The organism is Streptomyces violaceusniger Tu 4113 (assembly GCF_000147815.2).
Classification (GTDB): Bacteria; Actinomycetota; Actinomycetes; order Streptomycetales; family Streptomycetaceae; genus Streptomyces; species Streptomyces violaceusniger_A.
This window is the reverse complement of the sequence record NC_015957.1, coordinates 9,869,031-9,891,029: the sequence shown is the minus strand read 5'-3', so window position 1 is coordinate 9,891,029 and position 21,999 is coordinate 9,869,031. Positions and strand designations below refer to the sequence as shown.

23 protein-coding genes and 1 pseudogene are annotated in these 21,999 nt (G+C 70.8%); 18 read left to right on the top strand and 6 right to left on the bottom strand.

Annotated elements, in window-relative coordinates; all coding sequences use genetic code 11:
- From STRVI_RS40425 to STRVI_RS40410, 4 genes are all read left to right on the top strand, one after another.
- Window positions 1-1,200, top strand: coding sequence for an acylneuraminate cytidylyltransferase (locus STRVI_RS40425; RefSeq protein ID WP_014061344.1), 1,200 nt, complete (start codon window positions 1-3; stop codon window positions 1,198-1,200).
- A complete protein-coding gene (locus tag STRVI_RS40420; protein WP_014061343.1) occupies window positions 1,201-2,133 on the top strand; it encodes an N-acetylneuraminate synthase family protein in 933 nt (310 codons plus the stop codon). It begins immediately after the preceding gene.
- 116 nt (window positions 2,134-2,249) lie between these two features.
- The gene (locus tag STRVI_RS40415) at window positions 2,250-3,425 is read left to right on the top strand and encodes a hypothetical protein (RefSeq protein ID WP_014061342.1); all 1,176 of its coding nucleotides are present in this window, start codon (window positions 2,250-2,252) and stop codon (window positions 3,423-3,425) included.
- Window positions 3,426-3,615: 190 nt separating this feature from the next.
- The gene (locus tag STRVI_RS40410; protein WP_014061341.1) at window positions 3,616-4,836 is read left to right on the top strand and encodes an amidohydrolase; all 1,221 of its coding nucleotides are present in this window, start codon (window positions 3,616-3,618) and stop codon (window positions 4,834-4,836) included.
- Window positions 4,837-5,053: 217 nt separating this feature from the next.
- On the opposite strand, the gene STRVI_RS40405 is transcribed toward STRVI_RS40410, so the two are convergent.
- The 5 genes from STRVI_RS40405 to STRVI_RS40395 form a co-directional block, all read right to left on the bottom strand.
- Window positions 5,054-5,566: a hypothetical protein gene (locus STRVI_RS40405; protein WP_014061340.1), complete on the bottom strand. Its 513-nt coding sequence runs from the start codon at window positions 5,564-5,566 to the stop codon at window positions 5,054-5,056.
- Window positions 5,567-5,642: 76 nt separating this feature from the next.
- The gene (locus STRVI_RS55795) at window positions 5,643-5,771 is read right to left on the bottom strand and encodes a hypothetical protein (protein ID WP_014061339.1); all 129 of its coding nucleotides are present in this window, start codon (window positions 5,769-5,771) and stop codon (window positions 5,643-5,645) included.
- Between the two features lie 296 nt (window positions 5,772-6,067).
- Window positions 6,068-6,211, bottom strand: coding sequence for a hypothetical protein (locus STRVI_RS53175; protein WP_014061338.1), 144 nt, complete (start codon window positions 6,209-6,211; stop codon window positions 6,068-6,070).
- On the bottom strand, window positions 6,208-6,468 hold the full coding sequence (locus tag STRVI_RS40400) for a hypothetical protein (RefSeq protein WP_014061337.1): 261 nt from the start codon (window positions 6,466-6,468) through the stop codon (window positions 6,208-6,210). The genes STRVI_RS53175 and STRVI_RS40400 overlap by 4 nt, the downstream gene beginning before the upstream one ends.
- 2 nt (window positions 6,469-6,470) lie before the next feature.
- Window positions 6,471-6,848, bottom strand: a complete 378-nt coding sequence (locus STRVI_RS40395) for a DUF6415 family natural product biosynthesis protein (protein WP_014061336.1) — start codon at window positions 6,846-6,848, stop codon at window positions 6,471-6,473.
- Window positions 6,849-7,077: 229 nt separating this feature from the next.
- Here STRVI_RS40395 and STRVI_RS40390 point away from each other — a divergent pair, with 229 nt between their 5' ends.
- The 13 genes and pseudogenes from STRVI_RS40390 to STRVI_RS40330 all read left to right on the top strand — a co-directional run bounded on the left by STRVI_RS40390 (window position 7,078) and on the right by STRVI_RS40330 (window position 18,823).
- Window positions 7,078-7,335, top strand: a complete 258-nt coding sequence (locus tag STRVI_RS40390; protein WP_014061335.1) for a hypothetical protein — start codon at window positions 7,078-7,080, stop codon at window positions 7,333-7,335.
- Window positions 7,310-7,843, top strand: a complete 534-nt coding sequence (locus tag STRVI_RS40385) for a DUF6879 family protein (protein WP_014061334.1) — start codon at window positions 7,310-7,312, stop codon at window positions 7,841-7,843. Before STRVI_RS40390 ends, STRVI_RS40385 begins: the two co-directional genes overlap by 26 nt.
- 22 nt (window positions 7,844-7,865) lie before the next feature.
- Window positions 7,866-8,717, top strand: coding sequence for a helix-turn-helix domain-containing protein (locus STRVI_RS40380; protein WP_014061333.1), 852 nt, complete (start codon window positions 7,866-7,868; stop codon window positions 8,715-8,717).
- A 116-nt stretch (window positions 8,718-8,833) separates the two neighbouring features.
- A pseudogene (locus STRVI_RS40375) lies at window positions 8,834-9,427 on the top strand (DUF5753 domain-containing protein); the annotation flags it as partial.
- Window positions 9,428-9,526: 99 nt separating this feature from the next.
- On the top strand, window positions 9,527-10,723 hold the full coding sequence (locus STRVI_RS40370) for a helix-turn-helix domain-containing protein (RefSeq protein WP_043241385.1): 1,197 nt from the start codon (window positions 9,527-9,529) through the stop codon (window positions 10,721-10,723).
- A gap of 112 nt (window positions 10,724-10,835) precedes the next feature.
- Entirely contained in the window at window positions 10,836-11,228 is a 393-nt protein-coding gene (locus STRVI_RS40365; RefSeq protein WP_014061331.1) for a hypothetical protein, read from the top strand.
- Complete coding sequence (locus STRVI_RS40360) at window positions 11,228-11,581, top strand: hypothetical protein (RefSeq protein WP_014061330.1); 354 nt, start codon at window positions 11,228-11,230, stop codon at window positions 11,579-11,581. The genes STRVI_RS40365 and STRVI_RS40360 overlap by 1 nt, the downstream gene beginning before the upstream one ends.
- A gap of 307 nt (window positions 11,582-11,888) precedes the next feature.
- Entirely contained in the window at window positions 11,889-12,923 is a 1,035-nt protein-coding gene (locus STRVI_RS40355; RefSeq protein WP_014061329.1) for a BMP family lipoprotein, read from the top strand.
- Between the two features lie 49 nt (window positions 12,924-12,972).
- The gene (locus STRVI_RS40350) at window positions 12,973-14,652 is read left to right on the top strand and encodes an ABC transporter ATP-binding protein (protein WP_014061328.1); all 1,680 of its coding nucleotides are present in this window, start codon (window positions 12,973-12,975) and stop codon (window positions 14,650-14,652) included.
- The gene (locus tag STRVI_RS40345) at window positions 14,649-15,782 is read left to right on the top strand and encodes an ABC transporter permease (protein ID WP_014061327.1); all 1,134 of its coding nucleotides are present in this window, start codon (window positions 14,649-14,651) and stop codon (window positions 15,780-15,782) included. Before STRVI_RS40350 ends, STRVI_RS40345 begins: the two co-directional genes overlap by 4 nt.
- A complete protein-coding gene (locus tag STRVI_RS40340; RefSeq protein WP_014061326.1) occupies window positions 15,779-17,074 on the top strand; it encodes an ABC transporter permease in 1,296 nt (431 codons plus the stop codon). Before STRVI_RS40345 ends, STRVI_RS40340 begins: the two co-directional genes overlap by 4 nt.
- Window positions 17,071-17,493 carry a cytidine deaminase gene (locus STRVI_RS40335; RefSeq protein WP_014061325.1) on the top strand — a complete coding sequence of 141 codons (423 nt, stop codon included), beginning with the start codon at window positions 17,071-17,073 and terminating at the stop codon, window positions 17,491-17,493. The genes STRVI_RS40340 and STRVI_RS40335 overlap by 4 nt, the downstream gene beginning before the upstream one ends.
- Window positions 17,494-17,545: 52 nt before the next feature.
- Window positions 17,546-18,823 (top strand): thymidine phosphorylase, encoded by a 1,278-nt coding sequence (locus STRVI_RS40330; protein WP_014061324.1) that lies wholly within the window; start codon window positions 17,546-17,548, stop codon window positions 18,821-18,823.
- 448 nt (window positions 18,824-19,271) lie between these two features.
- Here STRVI_RS40330 and STRVI_RS40325 read toward each other — a convergent pair whose 3' ends face one another.
- On the bottom strand, window positions 19,272-20,255 hold the full coding sequence (locus STRVI_RS40325; protein ID WP_078505893.1) for a LysR family transcriptional regulator: 984 nt from the start codon (window positions 20,253-20,255) through the stop codon (window positions 19,272-19,274).
- A 62-nt stretch (window positions 20,256-20,317) separates the two neighbouring features.
- Between STRVI_RS40325 and STRVI_RS40320 the strand changes: the two genes are divergently transcribed.
- A complete protein-coding gene (locus STRVI_RS40320) occupies window positions 20,318-21,760 on the top strand; it encodes an MFS transporter (RefSeq protein WP_251982829.1) in 1,443 nt (480 codons plus the stop codon).
- The last annotated feature ends 239 nt before the right edge of the window (window positions 21,761-21,999 follow it).

The following is a 21,999-nucleotide window of genomic DNA, read 5'->3' as shown; positions in this document are numbered from 1 at the left end:
ATGACCGCCCCGAGCCCATGTGTGCTCGCCGTGATCCCCGCCCGTGGCGGGTCGAAGGGCGTCCCCGCGAAGAACCTCGCCGCCGTGGGAGGCGTGCCGCTGGTCGTTCGCGCCGTCATGGAGTGCCGGGCCAGCCGGCTGGTGACCGACGTGGTCGTCTCCACCGACGACGCCGGGATCGCCGCCGCCGCCCGCGGTGCGGGCGCCGTGGTCATCCAGCGGCCCACCGACATCGCCGGAGACACCGCCACCAGCGAGGCCGCGGTGATCCACGCCATGGACGCGTACGAGGCGTCGCACGACACCACCGTGGACGTGGTCCTGCTGGTGCAGTGCACCAGCCCGTTCATCATCCGCGAGGACATCGACGGAGTGGCCGCCGCGGTCGCCGAGAAGGGCGCCGACACCGCCCTGACCGTGGCCCCCTTCCACGGTTTCGTCTGGCGCGAGGGCGAGAACCCCGCGGCGGACGGCGGCGACGGCGTCAACCACGACAAGTCCTACCGCCCGCGCCGCCAGGACCGCCCCCAGGACTTCCTGGAGACCGGCGCCGCCTACGCGATGGACGCCCGCGGCTTCCGCGAGGCCGGGCACCGCTTCTTCGGCCGCACCGACCTGGTGCGCACCGACCCCGCCCGGGTGCTGGAGATCGACGATCCGCACGATCTGGCCCGCGCCCGCGCGCTCGCCCCGCTGCTCGACGCCGAGCGGCCGGGCGCCCTCCCCACCCGTGACGACATCGACGCGGTGGTACTCGATTTCGACGGCACCCAGACCGACGACAGGGTGCTGGTCGACTCCGAAGGACGCGAACTCGTGGCCGTGCACCGCGGCGACGGGCTCGGGATCGCCGCCCTGCGCCGCGCTGAGCTGGCGCTGTTGATCCTGTCCACGGAAAAGAACCCGGTCGTCGCCGCACGGGCCCGCAAACTCCAGGTCCCCGTGCTCCACGGCATCGACCGAAAAGATCTCGCACTGAAGCAATGGTGCGAGGAGCAGGGCATCGCGCCGGAGCGCGTGCTCTACGTCGGCAACGACGTCAACGACCTCCCGTGCTTCGGCCTTGTCGGCTGGCCCGTGGCGGTCGCAGGTGCGCACGACGTCGTGCGCGGCGCTGCACGTGCGGTCACCTCCACCCCCGGAGGGGACGGCGCGATCCGCGAGATCGCCTCGTGGATTCTCGGAAAGGAACTGTCTTAAGTGAGCTCCAACTCTCGCCTCCGCACCCTCGGCGACAAGATCGCCGGCCCCGGCCACCCGGTCTACGTCACCGGTGAGATCGGCATCAACCACAACGGCGACCTGGAGAACGCGTTCAAGCTGATCGACGTCGCCGCCGAGGCCGGCTGTGACGCGGTCAAGTTCCAGAAGCGAACCCCGGAGATCTGCACCCCCCGCGACCAGTGGGACATCGAGCGTGACACCCCCTGGGGCCGGATGACCTACATCGACTACCGCCACCGCGTGGAGTTCGGCGAGGACGAGTACACCGCCATCTCCGAGCACTGCAAGAAGCGCGGCATCGACTGGTTCGCCTCCCCGTGGGACACCGAGGCCGTCGCCTTCCTGGAGAAGTTCGACGTCCCGGCCCACAAGGTGGCCTCCGCCTCGCTGACCGACGACGAGCTGCTGCGCGCCCTGCGGGCGACCGGCCGCACCGTCATCCTGTCGACGGGCATGTCCACCCCCAAGCAGATCCGCCACGCGGTGGAGGTGCTGGGCAGCGACAACATCCTGCTGTGCCACGCCACCTCCACGTACCCGGCCAAGGCCGAGGAGCTCAACCTGCGCGTGATCAACACGCTGCAGGCCGAGTACCCCAACGTGCCGATCGGCTACTCCGGCCACGAGACCGGTCTGCAGACCACGCTGGCCGCCGTCGCGCTGGGTGCCGCGTTCGTCGAGCGCCACATCACCCTCGACCGCGCCATGTGGGGCTCGGACCAGGCCGCCTCCGTCGAGCCGCAGGGCCTGACGCGGCTGGTCCGGGACATCCGCACCATCGAGGAGTCCCTCGGTGACGGCGTCAAGAAGGTCTACGAGAGCGAGCTCGGCCCGATGAAGAAGCTCCGCCGTGTCGCGGGCGTCGTCGCCGAGTCCGACTCCGCCGACCGCGAGCCCGCCGCGGTCTGAGCCACTCTGCCGTGAATCCTCCGGCCGGTGTGCCCGGCCCTCGCCCGGATGCGGCGGGCACCTCTGACGCGTCAGAGGCTGCCCGCCGCGTCCGGGCCCTGCCTTTGGACGGTGCGATGGTCTCCGCTGCCCCCCTTGCCCCTCCGGCCACACTCGCCTTCGTCGAGAGCCCGGTTCAGCTCCTGAACGTGCTGGAGTGGGCGTACGCCGACGCCCAGCGCGCCCAGGGCCCGGAGGCCACGGCGCCCCAGGACCTCACCGTGGTGGTGCTCTCCCCGCACGACCCGATGACCCGCGGCCAGTTGCGCCGGATGGCCGAGCTGGCGCGCGACGAGGGCTTCGCCGTGCGCTGGGAGGACGCGCGGGGCGGGGCCGGTGCGCCGGTCAAGACGATCAGCGGGCTGCGCGGACCGCTGCGCCGGGCCGCGCGGATAGTGATAGGCGATCCGTTCTCCCGCTATGTCCAGCTCCTGCTGACCCTCACCCGCGCCAAGGACCTGGTCGTGGTGGACGACGGCACGGCCACCATGGAGTTCATCTCCCAGCTTGCCAAGGGCGAGCCCCTGGTGCGCTGGCACCGGCGCGGCAACCGGGGGCCGCGCGACCTGGTGTTCGCGCCGGTCTCCGCCACCGCGCGGCGCCGGCTCACCCCGGGTGCCAAGCGCCGGGTCGAGGTCTTCAGCTCGATGCCGGTGGAGGCGCCCGACGGGGTCACCATCACCGCCAACGACTTCGCCTGGACCCGGGCCCGCTTCGGCCCGCCCCGGCTCACCGGCGGCACCGACCTGGTCGGCACCTCCCTGGTGGAGACGGGCGTGGTGGACCTGGAGCGCTATCTGGAAGCGGTCGGCTCGCTGACCCGTGCCCATGGCGCCACCCGCTACTTCGCGCACCGCCGCGAGAGTGCCGAGAAGCTGAGCCGGGTCGCGCACGAGGTGGGGCTTGAGATCGTACGGCCCGATCTGCCGCTCGAGCTGATAGCCCGCCGAGGCCCCATCGGCCACACGATCGTGAGCTTCCCCTCGACCGTGGTGCACACCCTGCCGCTGGCGCTCGTGGGCACCGGTGTGCAGGTCGCGGTCTGCGATGTGGACCCCGCCTGGCTGACCAGCAACGCCTCCCCGCGCGCCCAGGGCTTTCTGTCCGGGGTCACCGGGACGGCCCGCGATGTGCGCCGGCTCAGCTCGGTGCCGCCGACGGACCCGGCTCCGCCGAAGGGTTCGATCCCGCCGAGGGATCCGGCCCCGCCGGGGAGTCCGGGTTCGCCCGCGGCACCGGTCGCCGCGTCCTGAGCTCGTCGCCCGTACGGCCGTGTGGCGCTTCTCACCCGCGACCGGCCGCAAAACCGGCTGTTATACCCCCTGACTAGGGGGATCATGCACCGGGCCGGGTACTTTTGCGTACCCGAACAGATTGAATTTTTGTTGATCGACATTCGGCGGGCCCACCTGGCGTTCTACGCTTCTTCAGGTGAAGCAATTGATGTCCCTCGATGCGACCGATGCCACACCCGCCGAAGCGCCGGCCCTGCCCGGCACGCTCCCCGACGAGCTGCGTGCCGAACTCATCGCCTTCCGGCGCGATGTACATATGCACCCCGAGCTCGGCAACTGCGAGTTCCGCACCACCGCCGCGATCAAGGCGCGGCTGGAGCAGGCGGGACTGGAGCCGCGGGTGCTGCCTTCGGGCACCGGCCTCATCTGTGACATCGGCCCGCGCGATGGCGTAGCGCCCCTGCTGGCGCTGCGCGCGGACATCGACGGATTGCCCATCCCCGACACCAAGACGGTCGACTACCGCTCGACCATCGCCGACCGCGCCCACGCCTGCGGCCACGATGTGCACACCACCGTGGTGCTCGGCGCCGGTCTGGTTCTTGCCGAGCTGGCCCGCGAGGGACGTCTGGCGCGTCCGGTGCGGCTGCTGTTCCAGCCCGCCGAGGAGGTGCTGCCCGGCGGCGCGGCCGACGCGATCGAGGACGGCGTGCTGGACGGCGTCGGCCGGATCCTGGCGCTGCACTGCGACCCCAAGGTCGAGGTCGGCCGGATCGGGCTGCGCGTCGGGCCGATCACCTCGGCCTGCGACCGGCTGGAGATCTCGCTGGACGGGCCGGGCGGCCACACCGCGCGCCCCCATCTGACCACCGACCTGGTGACCGCCACCGCCAAGGTGATCACCGAGGTGCCCGCGCTGCTGGCCCGCCGGGTCGACGCCCGCTCGGGGCTGGCCGTCACCTGGGGCCGGGTGGCGTCGGGCCACGCCTGCAATGTGATCCCGCAGCACGCCGAGCTGTCCGCCACGGTCCGCTGCCTGGACCTGCCCGCCTGGCGCGAGGCCCCCGACCTGGTCCATGCCGCGGTGGACGAGATCGCCACCCTGCACCGCGCCAAGTCGGAGATCAACTACATCCGCGGGGTCCCGCCGGTGGTCAACGAGGCGAGCTCCGCCGAGCTGCTGCGGGACGCCATGATCGCCCGCCGCGGCGCGCACGCGGTCGAGGACACCGAACAGTCGCTGGGCGGCGAGGACTTCTCCTGGTACCTGGAGCGGGTGCCCGGCGCGATGGCCCGGCTGGGCGTCCGCGCGGTCGGCGACACCACCCGGCGCGACCTCCACGTGGGCGACTTCGACGTGGACGAGGGCGCCATCGCGGTGGGCGTGGAGCTGTTCACGGCCGCCGTCCTGCTCGACCGGAACGCATAGCCCTCGCGGCCGGGTGGGATACGCCGCCCGGCCCCGGCATCGCCGGCCGCGCTCGCACCGGACCGCCCGGCGCATCTGAAGTACGCCCCCTTGTCCGGCCTGGGGCCCGACCTCGTCCGGCCGCCTGCCACACCGCTCGCGCTGCCGCTGATCAGGCATTCGGCAAGCTGGTCGCAGATCTCGGGCTGTTCCCCGGGAACGCCGGGAACGCCGGGCCTCAGCCTGTCCCCGAACCGGCCCCGCGGCCCATCGGGCACGGGATCGTCGGGCGGGTGCGGTTCGTGCTGCATGCGACGACCTGGATCGAGGCGAATCCGGTGCCTCGGAGGTACCAGCCGCCTACGACATCCCCGCCCCAGATGAGCCGGTCGTCCGCCGCCGCGAACCGCTCGGCCTGCCGGGCGGGGTCCTTGTCATGGTCGGTGAGGAAGGAAGGGCTTAACTCGGTGATCTGATCTCTGTACCAGGCGGAGGCTTTGTCCGGTGCCTCGAAGCTGGCCTTGATCATTCTGGCCGGGCGGAGCAGCCAGTGCGGCACCTCAAGTGGAGGCACCTCGCTGGCCATGAAGGCGGGGCTGGCCGCCGCGATCTGTTTCCACTCCTGGGGCGAGATGTCCTGCACGAGGAGGTGCGGTGGCCGCCGGACGGATTCGTCGTCGTAGGTGCGGCGTTCTCCGGTCCAGCGGTAGCAGTGCCAGTGGCTCGGCATGGGCGGGAGTGGTGCGGTCATCCGGGGGATCTCCTGCGTGGTGGGAGCGGCCCGCCTTCCGGGCGGGCCGCCGTTTGCCTGTGCCGTCGGACGCGGGCTACCTCGCGTACTGGCGTCCGTCGTCCGAGTCGCCGGGCGTTTGGCCGCCTGGGGTCGGGGCGTCCCTGTCCGGCATGGTGTCGCCGTCCTCCGGGTCGTGGCGGACGACGGCGTGCTGTAATCGCATGGGACCTCCTGTGGGTTCACGCGCGCAGGGGTGTCCCCGCGCGATGGCGCGATGCTCGTCCCGGCCACTGGCCTGCAAGCGGGAGGCGGGGCGAGCCTTCCTGGACGGGACTCCGGCCCGGCGGTGCAGGCCGGTACCGGAGTCCCTTCATCCCTTGCCTTGTCGGTGGCCGCGCGTCTCGTGCCGACGCGGCCACCGACAACGTCGGCTCGTGCCGACCGGCAGGGGGTCTTGGAGGGTGGCCCGCTGGCGCCGTCGTCCGGTACGGGGCCCGGAACACCAGCAGCCCACCCGGTCTAGGGGGCCGGAGTGCCCGCGAAGCAGAGGTAGACCGCGAGCGCCGGCAGCGCGGGGATCGAGCCGAGCAGCAGGCCCATCCGGGCGGTACGGAAGACGAGCAGCGCGGCGCGCCCGGCAGCAGGCTGGCGACGATGGCTCATCCGCCGCCTCCCGACCGGGCCTGCCGCACAGCCTCCTCATAGGTGCGCAGCAGCCGCCCGCCCTCCGAGCAGACGGCGCCGGGCGTTCGGCAGGCCAGGCAGCCCGTTGCGTGCTCCAGGGCCGCGCGCCACTCCTCGCGGGGCTGGGGGCCCGTCTCGCACGGGGTGGTGTTCTCGTCGTCATGGACGATGACCCTCTGCGTGTGGCCGTAGCTGCTGCCCTCGTCGCGCCGCTGCCTCTCGATGTGGGATGGCACGGTCAGCTCTCGCCGAGGTTCTCGTAGTGGTCGCACAGGGCGTTGACGGAGCGGGCGAGCCGCTGGGCGTGTGCGATCCGGGCGGGCAGCGTGGCGCCGGGTTCCAGGCGCATCCGCATGCGGGCCTCGCCGATGCAGGCGCGTGCGCAGGCGCGCCGGGTGTCGTCCCTGGGGAGCGTGCCGACCATCTGCTCGACTTCGGGGACGGCGACCATGATGTGCCCGCGCAGCCGGAGGGTGAGCGTCTCCACTTCATCCGTGGAGGGGAGCTCGGCGTCCTCGGCGAGCAGACGGCGCGCGCTGGCGCGCATCGTCCGGATGCCGAGGGGGCGTTGGTGCCGCGCTTCGCTGGTCGGTGGACGGGTGGCAGAAGTGGCCATGCTGGCGCTCCTTGTGGCGTTGGCCGTGCCCAGGGAGGCTCCGCCACCTCGCCGGGCTTTCGTCTACGCGCCGACGCTAGGAGTGAGACGTGCGGCACAGCCAGCGATGTGCATGGATGTGCGCGCAGGATTCCATCGTGCTGCAAGGCTTATTTGCTCCCTTGACGAGCCCCCACCGTCGGACGAGTGTGGTGCACATCAGCGCACGAAGACGGCACGGGAGACGACCATGCCCTTACAGTTCATCGGGATCGATCCCGACACCGGCAAGAACGGATCACCCACGGCCTGGGTGGACCAGGAGACTGCGGACATCGTGATCCAGGGCTACACCGCCGACGACGCCACCCGCACCCAGTGCGTCCAGACGCCAGCGCCGGGGCACGCGCCTGGTATTCCCGAGCACGAAACGGTCATCCGCATCCCGGCTCGCCTGATCCCGGTCCTGAGGGAGGCATGCGATGTCGCAGAACGCGCTCAGCTTTGATGAACTGTTCCGGGCCGCACAGCATTCAGCAGTGCACCTTGAAATGCGCGACCAGTACGCCGTCGGCGATGAAGCCCACGACTTCAACACCTGGCTGGCCACTGGGCGTCGGGACGTCGACCCTGCCTCCGAGTACTGGGCGCCGTGGACCGACATGGTCTCCCGGGCGGTCGCTCGCGGCCTCGTGGTGCGCCGAGCACGCATCGTGTCCGAGCCGGTCACCGACTACATCCGCTACGAGCATGCTGGGACCGTCGTGAACGTCGCCGCAGGCGAGCAGGTGCGGTGGCTTCCCCGCCGCCGGGCCGTCGACCTGATGCTTCCGGGCGCAGACCTGTGGCTCTTCGACGGAACGCAGGTGCTGTTCAACCACTTCACCGGAGATGGCAACTGGGCCGACCGTGACATGGAGTTGCGGACCGAGCCGGTCGTCGTCAAACAGTGCTCGGACGCGTTCGACGCGGTGTGGGACCGCGCGATCCCTCACGACCAATACGAGATCCACTGACAGGAAGCTCCACGGCCAGCTCATGACCATTTCACCGTCGTCCTCAGCCCAAGCCGCCCGCGAGAACGTGGCGCGCCAGCTGCGCGACCTGAGGAGAAATGCCGGACTGACGGTCACTGAGCTGGCCTCCCGGTGCGGCTGGCACCATGCCAAGACGTCCCGGATCGAGAACGCCCGCACTCCGCCCTCACCAACGGACATTCGCCTGTGGTGCCGCGCAGCCGATGCTCTCGACCAGGCTGTGGACCTGATCGCGGCCTCGCAGCACGCCCAGTCCCTGTACCGGGAGTGGCGGCGCCGCGTGCGCACCGGTCTGGCCAAGCTCCAGGACAGCTACACCCAGCTGTACCGGTCCACGGAACTGCTGCGCGTCTATTCGCCAGTCCTGGTCCCCGGCCTGTTGCAGACGGACGGCTACGCGAGAGCGCTGCTGTCGATGAATGCCCGGTTTCTTGAGGTCCTCGATGACGGGGCGGAGGCTGCGGCGGCCCGCCTGGAGCGGTCGCAGGTCATCCACGAGCCGGGGCACCGTTACGTGTTCCTCATCGAGGAGGCCGTGCTGTATTACCAGCTCGGCAATGCGGACGCGATGGCTGCCCAACTGGGCTACTTGCTGACCGCAGGGGCCCTGCCGCAGGTGTCGTTCGGCATCATCCCGGCTGGGACGCGCGAGCGGGTTCTGTGGCCTCAGGAGACATTCGACGTGCACGATGACACGCTGGTGTCCGTCGAGTTGCTCTCCGCCGAGGTGAACGTCACCCAGCCGTCGGAGATCGCTATGTACGTGAAGGCATTCGAGCAACTGCGCGGCATGGCCGTGTACGGGGCCGAGGCGCGGGCGTTGATCCTCAAGGCTATCGAAGCCCTGCACTGACCTCAGGCACGATAAAAGCTCCCTCGCTCAATCGATAGCTGGCCCCGCCGGGCGAGTTTGGTGCACATCGGCGTACGACGACACAGGGAGACGATATGCCCCAACCGTCCATCGAGTACCGGGAATGGCGCCACCAAGTCCGCAGCGGTCTAAAGCAGCTTCAAGACAGCCGGGTGCAGTTCTACGAGGACACAGAACTGTTCCGGGTCTATTCCTCCACCCTGGTTCCCGGCCTGCTGCAGACCGAGGGCTATGCGCGGGCCGTCCTCGGGATCGCCGCGAGTGTCCACGACCTGCCTGCCGATGACAGTGAGGCTGCGGCCCGCGCGCGGGTCGAGCGGTCCCGGATCATCCACGAGCAGGGGCACCGCTTCGTCCTGGTCATCGAGGAGTCGGTGTTGTATTGCCGGGTCGCTGACACGGACGCCATGGTCGCCCAGTTGGGCTACCTGCTGACTGCCGGCGCGCTACCCGCGGTGTCGCTTGGGATCATCCCGATGGCGGCCCGGCGGACGCACTGGACCGAGGAGACCTTCCACATCTACGACGACCGAACGGTGTCCGTGGAGCTGGTGACCGCCGAGGTGAACGTGACTCAGCCCGGCGAACTCGCCCAATACCTGAAGAGGTTCGAGCGGCTGCGCGGCATGGCCGTATACGGGGCCGAGGCGCGGGCGTTGATCCTGAAGGCCATCGAGGCCCTGCACTGACTCCGGGCGCGACGGCCCCATCGGTATGGGGCCGATCGGCCGCACCCGCAGAGCCAACCGGGGGTACCTTGCGAGTGTCACCATGCGATGGGGGTCAATATGCCCGAAACCAGCGACCAGCACATCGGCGCCCGCATCCGCGAACTCCGCGCCATCCGAGACTTCTCCCTCGCCGAGCTGGGTCGACGGGCCCACGTATCCACCAGCCAGCTCTCCCGAGTTGAGAACGGCGAGCAGCCAGCCAGCGCCTCGGTGCTCTCGGCGGTCGCGCGGGCGCTCGCGGTGGACATCTCCGTTCTGCACGGGCAGCCGTACATCAAGATCCTTCAGAAAGACCAGCTCGACGCCATGGTCTCTCCGATCGGCAGCGCCCTTGAAGCGTGGGACATCGAACTCGATGACGAGCCCGAGCCCCGCTCTATCGAGGGTCTGGAGGCGGAGATTGCCAGGATGGTTCGGCTGCGTCTTGAGGCGAATTTCACGGAGACCGCAAAGGGGCTGCCGGGGCTGATCACCGAAGTGGCATCGGTGGTGCGCAGATACGACAGCCCGGGAAGGGACCGTGAACGCGCGTATGCGCTGCTGACGGAGGTGTCGCGCACGGCGGCGAGCATCGCTTATCGCCTGGGATACGCCGACCTTGCCCGGCTGGCCGTGGCGCGCATGGGCTCTGCCGCACGTGAGTCCGGTGACCCGTGCCTGGTGGCGATCGAGCGGTTCGAGCGGGCTGCGATCACTCATGGTTCGGCCGGGCGGGCGGATAGAAGCGTGGCGCTCATGCGCCAGGCGCTGCGGGACCTTGAGGACGATGGAAGCCGCCCGGTGCGCGCGATGCGCGGCATTCTGGCACTGCGGGGAGTCACCTACGCTCGCCGCGCTGGGCACACCAGCACGGCTGATGACTGGCTGGAGCAGGCCCGCGAGCTTGCGCAGCTCACGGGCGATGTCGACCTGCATGCGTTGTCGTTCGGCCCTCGGTGGGTTCAGATGAGTACGGTCTCTGACCTCAACGATGTGGACAACCATGATGAGGCGCTGCGTCAGGTTGCGGATATGCGTCTCCCAAAGGGGCATCCGCCGAACCGGACGGCCCATTTTTGGATCAACAAGGCTCGGTCGCAGGCGTGGACGGCGCGGCATGACGAGGCGCTGGATTCGTTGCGCGAGGCGCGGAAGGTGGCGCCGCAGATGACGCGGTACCACCCGGAGGTGCATGAGACGGTCGGGACACTGCTGCGCGCGCGGCAGCGGGCCACGGACTCGTTGCGCGAGTTCGCCCAATGGAGCGGCGTGTAGCTAACTCGGCACGCTAAGTCAAGGCCCCGGCGTCCCTACCTTAGGGAAATCGGGCCTTGCCACGTCGGAACGATGTGACGGTCAGCACACTGTCCGTACATGGAGCCCGATCATGCCGACCAACGCCCTGCCCTGGACCCTGCCTGCCGACTGTTCCGTGCGGATGCTGCCCGCCGGAAGGTGGTGGGACGCGGTCCACGTGCCACGCGCCCTGGGTGAGCACGCCTTACGGCTCCTCGGCGATGCGACCGGCGCGGTCATCGATGACCCAGGCGGCAAGCGGCTGGCTTGGTTGGTCGAGCCCGGCGCGGCGGACCTGTGGGACATGAGCCGGCTGCCCCGCGTCGAACTGCGCGGCTCTGCCACCTTCATTTACGTGCCCGGCGTGGACCGGACGGAGGGGCCAGGTGTCCACTGGCGCGTCCCGCTCGCCCCGGGCCGGTACCTGACCGAGCCCGCGTTTCTCCTCGCCGTTCTCCAGATGGCAACGAGGGTGGCCCGGTGATGGCCTCAAAGCAGCCCGCGACAACCGCGGCCGGGCTGGACCCCGCCACGCTCACCCGCGGCCAGCTCGGCGGCTGGGGCTGTGCCCTGTGCGGGACGCGCCTGGTCGCCGACCGGCTGCTGGGCACCGTCACCGTCGACCATGGCGCAACGCGTACGACGTACCCGGTGTGGGCATGCGCCCCCGCCTGCGGATCCGACCCAGCCGAAGCCCCTGCGGCCTGGCGCCGGTACCTCGACCACGCCGTCGGCTGCGAGTGCTGCCACCACAGCCGCGCCTGCCCCACCGGGGACTTCCTGCACGCCCAGGCCCGCACAGAAGGCTGGGCGGCTGCCGACCGGGCGGCCCCGTAGACCGGGTGGGCCGACCGGCTGGCCCGGATCCCCGTACCGGGCGCGGCTTCGCCGCTGACGGCCCAGCCTCCAAGACCCCTGCCGCAGGCCCCGGAGCCTCGTCCGGGAGGTCTCATACGGGGACGTACTGGGCGTAATCGCGGCCGTTTTGCCCACCCGAAACATTGTGTAGACCTGGCGGACACGAGAGGTTCGCGACGATCCGATAACGGCTTCCGAGGGGGCCTTTATCTGGCATCTACGCGCGTTACGATGCGGCGGAGCCAGCGCCGCAAGGGGCGCTTCGAGATCATCAGAGGGGACCCTCGTGCGCCGGGTATCCACGATAGCTGTCGCGGGCATTGCCACCGCGGCTCTCGCATTTTCCGTCACCGCGTGTGGCAGCAGCTCCGAAGAGGGAAGCAAGGACGCCGGCATCGGCCTGGCCTACGACGTCGGCGGCCGTGGCGACCACTCCTTCAACGACTCCGCCGCCAAGGGCTACGACAAGGCCCTGAAGGACTTCGACGTCAAGGGCAAGGAGTTGACGGCGAAGGACGGCGACACCGACGCCGACCGCTATGACAAGCTGGCGAGCCTCGCCGAGGCGGGCTACAACCCCGTCGTCGGCGTCGGCTACGCGTGGACCCCCTCGCTCACCAAGGCCGCCAAGAAGTACAAGGACACCGACTTCGCCATCGTCGACTCGGTCGTCGACTCCAAGAACGTCGCCAGCCTGGTCTCCGCCGAGCACGAGGGCTCCTACCTCGCCGGCGTGGCCGCGGGTCTGAAGACCAAGTCCAACAAGGTCGGCTTCATCGGCGGCACCGACAGCGCGCTGATCAAGAAGTTCGCGGGCGGCTTCCAGCAGGGACTGAAGGACACCAACCCCAAGGCGTCCCTGGACGTCCAGTGGGTGCAGGTCGGCTCGGCCAAGGGCTTCGGCATGCCGGACCGCGGCAAGGACATCGCCGAGGGGATGCTCTCCAACAAGGTCGACGTGATCTTCTCCGCGGCCGGCGGCTCCGGCGCGGGCGCCATCGAGGCGACCGCGGGCAAGAAGGGCACCTGGTCGATCGGCGTCGACGGCGACCAGTACTACGACAAGGGCCTGGCCCAGTACAAGAACACGATCATGACCTCCATGGTCAAGACCGTGGACGGCTCGGTCTACGACTTCATCAAGAGCGTCATCAAGGACAAGAAGCCCGAGAGCGGCGTCCAGTCCTACGACCTCAAGCGCGGCGGCGTCTCCCTCTCGTACTCCGGCGGGTTCATCAACGACATCAAGCCGAAGATCGAGGCGGCCAAGAAGAAGATCGTCGACGGCCAGATCAAGGTCAACGACACCTACAAGGACTGACCCTCGGGCCACGGATCCGTACGGCCGCCCCGGGCGTCCGCCCGGGTCCGTGGCACATCCGGCCGGTCCGGCCCCGGCCCGCCCCACCTCCGTCGCCCCTCAGGAGTGCGCCATCGAAGCCGCCAGCCCACCCAAGGGCGCTCCCGCCGGTGCCGTCACCGACGTCGCCGTAGAACTCCACGGAATCACCAAGCGGTTCCCCGGAGTCGTCGCCAACCACGACATCGACATCACTGTGCGCCGCGGCACCGTACACGCCCTCGTGGGCGAGAACGGCGCGGGCAAGTCGACCCTGATGAAGATCCTCTACGGGATGCAGCGCCCGGACGAGGGCACCATCGCGATCGATGGCGAGACGGTGGAACTGCACTCCCCGGCGGACGCCATATCCCGCGGAGTGGGCATGGTGCACCAGCACTTCATGCTCGCCGACAACCTCACCGTGCTGGAGAACGTGGTCCTCGGCGCGGAGAAGCTGCACGGCATCAGCGGCCGGGCACGCGCCCGGATCAAGGAGATATCCGACGCCTACGGGCTGGGCGTCCGCCCCGATGTCCTCGTGGAGGACCTGGGGGTGGCGGACCGTCAGCGCGTGGAGATCCTCAAGGTCCTCTACCGGGGCGCCCGGACGCTCATTCTCGACGAGCCGACGGCCGTCCTCGTCCCGCAGGAGGTCGACGCGCTCTTCGACAACCTCCGCGAGCTCAAGTCCGAGGGCCTGACGGTGCTGTTCATCTCGCACAAGCTGGGCGAGGTGCTCTCCGTGGCCGATGACATCACCGTCATCCGCCGCGGCACCACGGTCGCCTCCGTCACGCCGTCCGAGACCGACCCCCGGCAGTTGGCCGAGCTGATGGTCGGCAGCGAGCTGCCCTCGCCCGAGACCCGCGAATCCACCGTCACCGACACCGAGATGCTCGTCGTGGACGCGCTGCGGCTGACCGCCACCGATGTGGACGGCGTGGAGCGGGCCGTGCTCGACGACATCGTCCTCACCATCCGCAAGGGCGAAGTCCTCGGCATCGCCGGTGTGGAGGGCAACGGCCAGGCCGAACTGGTCGAGGCCCTCATGGGCATGCGCGACCCCGACGCCGGCACCATCACCCTCGACGGCGCCGACATCTCCCACGCGCCCACCCGCAAGCGGCGCGAGGACGGCATCGGCTACATCCCCGAGGACCGCCACCGGCACGGACTGCTGCTGGAGGCGCCGCTGTGGGAGAACCGCATCCTCGGCCATGTCACCGAGGTGCCCAACAGCAAGGGCGGGCTGCTCAATCCGGCCGCCGCCCGGCGGGACACCGAGCGGATCGTCGCCGAGTACGACGTCCGCACCCCCGGGATCGAGGTCACCGCGGCCTCGCTGTCCGGCGGCAACCAGCAGAAGCTGATCGTCGGCCGGGAGATGAGCCACCACCCCAAGCTGCTGATCGCCGCGCACCCCACCCGGGGTGTGGACGTGGGCGCCCAGGCGCAGATCTGGGACCAGATCCGCACCGCGCGCCGTGAGGGCCTGGCGGTGCTGCTGATCTCGGCCGACCTGGACGAGCTGATCGGCCTGTCCGACACCCTGCGGGTGATGTTCCGCGGCCGGCTGGTCGCCGACGCCGATCCCGCCACCATCACCCCGGAGGAGCTGGGCTCGGCCATGACCGGCGCCGCCTCCGGCCGTCTGGACCACCCGGCCGACGACGGGACCGAGGCCGCGACCGGGGGAGAGGCCCGATGAAGAAGCTGGACAAGGAGCGGGTGCTGCTCGCGGTCGCCGCCCCGGTGCTGGCGCTCGCCGCCGCGTTCGTGCTGACCGCGCTGGTGCTGCTGGCGACCGGCAAGGAGCCGTTCAACGCCTTCGGCATCATGTTCGACTACGGGGTGAAGGCCGACAGCCAGGTCTACATCCTCAACAAGGCGACGACGTACTACCTGGCGGGGCTCTCGGTGGCCATCGGCTTCCGGATGAACCTCTTCAACATCGGCGTCGACGGCCAGTACCGGCTCGCCGCCTTCTTCGCCGCCGTGGTCGGCGGGGCGCTGAAGCTGCCGGGGCTGGTGCAGATCCCGCTGATCATCCTGGTCGCCATGCTCGTCGGCGCCATGTGGGCGTCCATCGCCGGTCTGCTGAAGGTCTACCGGGGCGTCAGCGAGGTGATCAGCACCATCATGCTGAACTCCCTCTCCGGCATCGTCATCAGCTATCTGCTGGTGGACGGGCGGCTGGCCGACCTCGACAAGCAGACCAACATCGTGGCCACCGACCCGCTGCCGTCCTCCAGCCACTTCTTCACCTTCCCGGCGGGCGGCGACCTCGACCCCATCTGGGGCTTCATCGTCGTCGCGGCGCTCGCGGGCGTCGGCTTCTGGTTCCTGCTCGGGCGCACCCGGTTCGGCTTCGATCTGCGCGCGGTGGGCCGCTCCGAGTCCGCCGCCCAGGCCAGCGGCGTCAACGTCAAGCGCATGGTGCTCACCAGCATGGTGCTCTCGGGCGCGATGGCCGGTCTGATCGGCATGCCGACCCTGCTCAACGACACCCACCAGTTCACCTCCGACTTCCCCACCGGCATCGGCTTCACCGGTATCGCCATCGCGCTGCTCGGCCGCAACAACCCGGTCGGCATCGCGCTGGCCGCCGTGCTGTGGGGCTTCCTGGAGCGCGGCGCCAACCGCCTGGAGTTCGAGGGCTACGACAAGGAGATCGTCGGCGTGATGCAGGGCGTGATCGTCCTGTGTGTCGTCATCGCGTACGAACTGGTGCGCCGCTACGGACTGGGGCGCCAGCAGCAGCGGGTCGGCGCGGAACTCGCCGCCCAGGCCAGGGCCGACAAGGGCATCGACAAGACGGAGACGGAGGTGCCGGCATGAGTGCCACGGTGACCACCACCAAGAGCACAAGCGCGCCGGGCAAGGGGAACGGGCCCGCCTCCCGGATGTCCCTGGGCAAGGTGCTGCTGATCGTCGCCGGGGCGCTGGTCGCGCTGTCGGTGCTGCGGGCGTTCGTCGACGCCGCCCAGCAGGCGGACTTCGACCGCGTCACCTCCTCCGGGCAGATCGCCGCCGCGCTCTCCATGGCCGTGCCCATCGGCCTCGCGGGCCTCGGCGGACTGTGGTCCGAGCGGGCCGGTGTGGTCAACATCGGCCTCGAGGGCATGATGATCCTCGGCACCTTCTTCGGCGCCTGGGCGGGCTACCAGACCAACCCCTGGGTGGGCGTGCTCGCGGGCGTCCTCGGCGGCGCGGTCGGCGGTCTGGTCCACGCGGTGGCCACCGTCACCTTCGGGGTGGACCACATCATCTCCGGTGTGGCGATGAACATCCTCGCCCTCGGCGCCACCACCTATCTGGCCAAGCGCTGGTTCGAGCCGCTGTCCGACATCGGCGGCTCCCCGAAGAACTCCCCGCAGGTCGACCCCATCCAGACGTTCACCGTCCCCGGACTGTCCGACTGGCTCGCGGACCTGGAGAACCACCACTGGTTCCTGGTCTCCGACGTCGCCGGCATCCTCGGCGGCCTGGTCACCGACATCTCCGCGCTGACCATCGTCTCCATCCTCCTGGTCGTGGGCAGCTTCTTCGCCCTGTGGCGGACCTCGTTCGGACTGCGGCTGCGGTCCTGCGGTGAGAACCCGACGGCGGCCGAGTCCCTCGGCGTCAACGTCTACCTCTACAAGTACGCGGCCGTGGTGATCTCCGGCGCCCTCGCCGGGCTCGGCGGCGTCTTCCTCGCCCTCGTCCGCTCGCACATCTACAACGAGGGCCAGACCGGCGGCCGCGGCTACATCGGCCTCGCCGCCATGCTCTTCGGCAACTGGCGGCCGGGCGGGCTCGCGATGGGCGCCGGTCTCTTCGGCTACTCCGACGCCCTGCAGTTGCGCAACGGCGGGGCGACCGTCCACGCCCTGCTGCTCCTGGTCGCACTCGGCCTCGCCGCGCTGGCGGCCTGGCGGATTGTCCGCAAGAGTTATGTCGCGGGCGCGGCCTCCGGCGCCGCGGCCGTCGCGCTGCTGCTGTGGTACGCCCTGACCGACACGGTCCCGGGCGGCCTGGTCAGCGCCACGCCGTACATCGTGACCCTGCTGGTCATGGGGCTCGCCTCACAGCGGTTGCGGATGCCCAAGGCGAACAACAGGCCCTATCGAAAGGGACAGGGCACATGAGCACTACGCCCGCGGCGGCCCCCGACTGGGAGGGCTTGCGCGCACAGGCCCGGGACGCCATGTCCCGGGCCTACGCCCCCTACTCGGACTTCCCGGTTGGCGCCGCCGCGCTCGTCGACGACGGCCGCACCGTCAGCGGCTGCAATGTGGAGAACGCGGCGTACGGCGTCGCGCTGTGCGCCGAATGCGGCCTGGTCTCCTCCCTCGTCGCCTCCGGCGGCGGCCGCCTCACCGCCTTCACCTGCTGTGACCGCGCCGGCGCCGTACTGATGCCCTGCGGCCGCTGCCGTCAGCTCCTGTGGGAGCACGGCGGCCCCGAGCTCCAGATGGACACCCTTACGGGCATCCGCCCGCTCGCCGAACTCCTCCCGGACGCCTTCGGCCCCGCCGATCTGCGCCGCGCCGCCGCCCACGGCTGACGCCCGCGCGCCGCCCCGGCCCCCTGCACACGAAAGGCCCCGTACCGCCCCCATGGACGCCATCTCCGTCATCCGCGCCAAGCGCGACGGCACCCGCCTGACCGACGCCCAGATCGACTGGATCATCGACGCCTACACGCGCGGCGAGGTGGCGGACGAGCAGATGTCCGCGCTCGCGATGGCGATCTTCCTCAACGGCATGGACCGGGCCGAAATCGCCCGCTGGACCGCCGCGATGATCGCGTCCGGTGAGCGGATGGACTTCTCCTCCCTGCCGCGCCCGACCGCCGACAAGCACTCCACCGGCGGCGTCGGCGACAAGATCACCCTGCCGCTCGCCCCCCTCGTGGCCGCCTGCGGAGCCGCCGTACCGCAGCTCTCCGGCCGCGGCCTCGGCCACACCGGCGGCACCCTCGACAAGCTGGAGTCCATCCCCGGCTGGCGCGCCCAGTTGTCCAACGAGGACATGCTGGCCGTACTGCGCGACGTGGGACCGGTCATCTGCGCGGCGGGCGAGGGCCTGGCCCCGGCCGACAAGAAGCTGTACGCGCTGCGCGATGTCACCGGGACGGTCGAGTCGATCCCGCTCATCGCCTCCTCGATCATGTCCAAGAAGATCGCCGAGGGCACCGGCTCCCTGGTCCTGGACGTCAAGGTGGGCTCCGGCGCCTTCATGAAGGACATCGACTCGGCGCGCGAACTGGCCACCACGATGGTCGGCCTCGGCAATGACCACGGCGTCCGGACGACCGCCCTCCTCACCGACATGTCCACCCCGCTCGGCCTCACAGCGGGCAATGCCCTCGAGGTCCGCGAGTCGGTTGAGGTCCTGGCGGGCGGCGGCCCGGCCGATGTCGTCGAGCTCACCCTGGCCCTGGCCCGCGAAATGCTGGACGCGGCGGGCCTGCCGGACGCCGACCCCGCCAAGGCCCTGGCCGACGGCACGGCGATGGACCACTGGCGCCGCATGATCGCCGCCCAGGGCGGCGACCCCGACGCCCCGCTCCCCACCGCCCGCGAACACCACGTCGTCACGGCCACCGCCGACGGCGTCCTCACCCGCCTCGACGCCTACGCGGTCGGCCTGGCCGCCTGGCGCCTGGGCGCGGGCCGCGCCCGCAAGGAGGACCCGGTCCAGGCGGGCGCGGGCGTAGAACTCCACGCCAAACCGGGCGACCGCGTCACAACGGGCCAGCCCCTCCTCACCCTCCACACCGACACCCCGTCGGCCTTCGCCTACGCCCTGGAAGCCCTGAAGGACGCGGTCACCTACGCCCCCCACAACACGGACTTCACCACCACCCCGATCGTGCTGGAACGCATCGCCTGATCGGGCGCCCGCCGAGGCTCCGCCCAAGACCTCGGCCCGGCCAGACGCCGAGTGCGGACCGTGGGCGCCTCCGGCGGAGAGTCCCCCACCTCACCCCTTCCCGAAACGAGGGGCTCCGCCCCCTAGACCCCCGCCGGGGCTCCGCCCCGGACCCCGCTCCTCAAACGCCGGAGGGGCTGAATTCACCGGCTGAACGCCGGGCGGGCCGGGGCTGGAGGCCACTGGCGGGTGGCCGCGAGACGGCGGGAGGGGGCGGGGTCGCAGGGGTGGTGTCCTGGACGCTTACGTGTATTTGTGGCGCCAATCTCCGACCAACTCAACGCCCCCGGCCAATGGCGCCGTAAATATACGGTCCAGGGCGCCGCACCGGAGGCCCCGCACCCGGCACCCACCACGAACAGCAGGCGCACCCCAGCAACCACCACGCACCCGCACACCCACGCCCCCACTACGTCAGCAACTGACCCCGCCGGCTCAGCAGAAACTTCTTGAAGGCGGCCACCGGCGGCGTGTCCGGGTGCCCGTCCAGCCAGGCCACCCCGATCTCGCGGACGGCGCGCGGAGCGGTGACGGTCAGCTCCGCCACCCCGGGGCGGGGGACGGCAGGAGGTGGGAGGAGGGCCACGCCGAGGCCCGCCGCGACCAGGCCGCGCAGCGTCTCCGCCTCCTCGCCCTCGAAGGCGATCCGCGGCGTGAACCCCGCCTCCGCGCACAACGCATCGGTGATGCGCCGCAGCCCGTAGCCCGGTTCCAGCGTGACGAACAGCTCCGAGGCGGCCTCGGCGAGCCGGACTCGGCGGCGCCCGGCCAGCCGGTGGTCGTCGGGGACCACCAGCCGCAGCCGCTGTTCGTCCAGGCGGCGGGCGACCAGGTCGGGGGCGTCCGGCACCGGCGAGGTCAGGCACAGGTCGAGGCCGCCCGCGCGCATCCGTTCGAGCATCGCCTCGCCGTAGTTCTGGACGAGCTGGAACCGCACTCGCGGATGGTCCACCCGGAAGCTCCGGATCAGACCGGGCACGGTCTCGGTCCCCAGCGTGTGCAGGAAGCCGAACGAGACCAGGCCCGCCGCCGGATCCGCGTCGGCCCGTACGGACTCGGCGGCGCGGTCGACCTCGGCGAGGGCCCGTTCGACCGAGTGCAGGAACGTCCGTCCCGCCGGGGTGAGCGCCACCGTACGGCCCCGGCGGGCGAAGAGCGCCACGCCCAGGTCCTCCTCCAGCCGGACCATGGCCCGGCTGAGCGTCGACTGGGGCACCCCCATCTCCTGTGCGGCGCGCGTCACATGCTCATGGCGGGCGACGGCGGCGAACTGGGCGAGGCGCGGCGTGAGGGCGGCGGCCCAGGACTCCGCCTCGACATCTGCTGTCACCGGAATGTCGTGTTCGTAACTGTTGCGTGACACGGGCGCCCCTGACCTTTGCTCATGCGGCAGTGGATTGATTATCGGCATTCCGTGCATTGGACGCATCAACCGTGCTTACGTACGGTCGAAGCATGCCTCCTGCTGATACCGGGGCGTCCACCGGAACCCACCGTGTGGCCGCCTCCGCTTCGATGCCGACGACCTCGAACCCCTCCCAGCCCGCGAACGACGCGAACGACGCGAAGACCGCGCACCTTGCGAGCGCCGCGCACCTCGCGAACGACGCGAGCGCCGCGCACCCCGCGAACCCCGCGAACGCCGCGCACCCCGCGAGCCCCGCGCCCAAGCAGATGAGCCCGGGCCACCCCGGTTACGTCCGGATGCGGCTCGCCCTCTTCACCTCCGGACTCGCGACCTTCGCCCTCCTCTACTCGACCCAGGCGCTGCTCCCCGCGATCTCCGACGATCTGCGGGTCCAGGCGGACCAGGCGAGCTGGAGCGTCTCCGCGGCCACCTTGGGTCTGGCGCTCGCGGTCGTGCCGCTGAGCGCGCTGTCCGAGCGGTTCGGCCGACGCGCCATGATGACCGGCTCGCTCACGGTCGCGGTCCTCCTCGCCCTGCTGGTGCCGTTCGCACCGGACCTGGGCTGGCTGATCGGACTGCGCGCGGTCCAGGGCGTGGCGCTGGCCGGGATCCCGGCCTCCGCGATGGCGTATCTCTCGGAGGAAGTTCACCCGAAGGCGTTGGTCGGCGCGATCGGGCTGTTCGTGGCCGGTAACAGCGTCGGCGGTATGAGCGGCCGGATCCTCACCGGCTGGGTGGCGGACGGCTGGGGCTGGCGGGCCGCGCTGGCCGCGGTCGGCGCGATGGCGCTGCTGTGCGCGGTGGCCTTCCGGCTGCTGCTCCCCAAGGCCCGGAACTTCACCCCGGCCGCGGTGAGCCCGCGGGCGCTGGCCCGCACCCTCGCCGGGCATCTCTCCGATCCGCTGCTGTGCCGGCTGTACGCGATCGGCGCGCTGTTCATGACGGTCTTCGGCGGGGTCTACACGGTCATCGGCTACCGCCTGGTGGCCGAGCCCTTCGGCCTCTCGCAGAGCCTGATCGGCTCGATCTTCCTGATCTACCTGGTCGGCACGGTCTCCTCGGCGGCGACCGGCAAGCTCGTCGGCCGGCTCGGGCGGCGCGGCGCGCTGTACGTCGCGGTGTCCACGACGGCGGCCGGACTGCTGCTGTCCCTGCTGAACTCGATCCCGGCGGTGCTGGCCGGTCTGGTGCTGATCACCGCGGGCTTCTTCGCGGGGCACGCGGCGGCGTCCTCGGCGGTGAGCCGTACGGCCAAGACCGGGCGTGCCCAGGCCGCGGCGCTCTACCAGGCGTCGTACTACATCGGCAGCAGCGTGGGCGGTGCGCTGGGCGCATTCGCCTTCCACGCGGCCGGATGGGGCGGCACGGTCGCCATGGGCCTGGTGGCGGTCGGCGGCGCGGCGGCGATCACGGTGTACGCGACGCGCAAGGCGCAGGCCGAACGGCGCGCGGAGGCCGCGCGCCGCGATCTGTGCGGTGTCCCGGCCTAGCCCCGGCCCGACCCCCTGAAGCCCGAAGGGGCCGCCCGCCACTGTCCGGCGGGCGGTCCCTTCGCCCGTGCGGGCCCGGTTCGTGGGGGCCCGTGCGGGCCTGCTCGGCCGGGTGCGGCTTTCGTCTCGCGCCTTCGGCGCATTTGAGCACGGGTCGGGGGCGCCGGGCCGGGCCCGCGTCGCCGGGTGCCGGGCCGGTGGGGGCGAGCGCCGGTGGCCCGGGGTCGATGCCGGACAGT

Bases quoted from the DNA above. Each gene is read 5' to 3' on its own strand.
- STRVI_RS55795 (WP_014061339.1), bottom strand. From the start codon at position 5,771: ATGCGATTACAGCACGCCGTCGTCCGCCACGACCCGGAGGACGGCGAC.
- STRVI_RS40370 (WP_043241385.1), top strand. From the start codon at position 9,527: ATGCCCGAAACCAGCGACCAGCACATCGGCGCCCGCATCCGCGAACTC.
- STRVI_RS40345 (WP_014061327.1), top strand. From the start codon at position 14,649: ATGAAGAAGCTGGACAAGGAGCGGGTGCTGCTCGCGGTCGCCGCCCCG.
- STRVI_RS40340 (WP_014061326.1), top strand. From the start codon at position 15,779: ATGAGTGCCACGGTGACCACCACCAAGAGCACAAGCGCGCCGGGCAAG.
- STRVI_RS40330 (WP_014061324.1), top strand. From the start codon at position 17,546: ATGGACGCCATCTCCGTCATCCGCGCCAAGCGCGACGGCACCCGCCTG.
- STRVI_RS40390 (WP_014061335.1), top strand. From the start codon at position 7,078: ATGCCCTTACAGTTCATCGGGATCGATCCCGACACCGGCAAGAACGGA.
- STRVI_RS40415 (WP_014061342.1), top strand. From the start codon at position 2,250: ATGGTCTCCGCTGCCCCCCTTGCCCCTCCGGCCACACTCGCCTTCGTC.
- STRVI_RS40380 (WP_014061333.1), top strand. From the start codon at position 7,866: ATGACCATTTCACCGTCGTCCTCAGCCCAAGCCGCCCGCGAGAACGTG.
- STRVI_RS40360 (WP_014061330.1), top strand. From the start codon at position 11,228: ATGGCCTCAAAGCAGCCCGCGACAACCGCGGCCGGGCTGGACCCCGCC.
- STRVI_RS40410 (WP_014061341.1), top strand. From the start codon at position 3,616: ATGTCCCTCGATGCGACCGATGCCACACCCGCCGAAGCGCCGGCCCTG.
- STRVI_RS53175 (WP_014061338.1), bottom strand. From the start codon at position 6,211: ATGAGCCATCGTCGCCAGCCTGCTGCCGGGCGCGCCGCGCTGCTCGTC.
- STRVI_RS40335 (WP_014061325.1), top strand. From the start codon at position 17,071: ATGAGCACTACGCCCGCGGCGGCCCCCGACTGGGAGGGCTTGCGCGCA.
- STRVI_RS40385 (WP_014061334.1), top strand. From the start codon at position 7,310: ATGTCGCAGAACGCGCTCAGCTTTGATGAACTGTTCCGGGCCGCACAG.
- STRVI_RS40365 (WP_014061331.1), top strand. From the start codon at position 10,836: ATGCCGACCAACGCCCTGCCCTGGACCCTGCCTGCCGACTGTTCCGTG.
- STRVI_RS40405 (WP_014061340.1), bottom strand. From the start codon at position 5,566: ATGACCGCACCACTCCCGCCCATGCCGAGCCACTGGCACTGCTACCGC.
- STRVI_RS40395 (WP_014061336.1), bottom strand. From the start codon at position 6,848: ATGGCCACTTCTGCCACCCGTCCACCGACCAGCGAAGCGCGGCACCAA.
- STRVI_RS40425 (WP_014061344.1), top strand. From the start codon at position 1: ATGACCGCCCCGAGCCCATGTGTGCTCGCCGTGATCCCCGCCCGTGGC.
- STRVI_RS40320 (WP_251982829.1), top strand. From the start codon at position 20,318: ATGCCTCCTGCTGATACCGGGGCGTCCACCGGAACCCACCGTGTGGCC.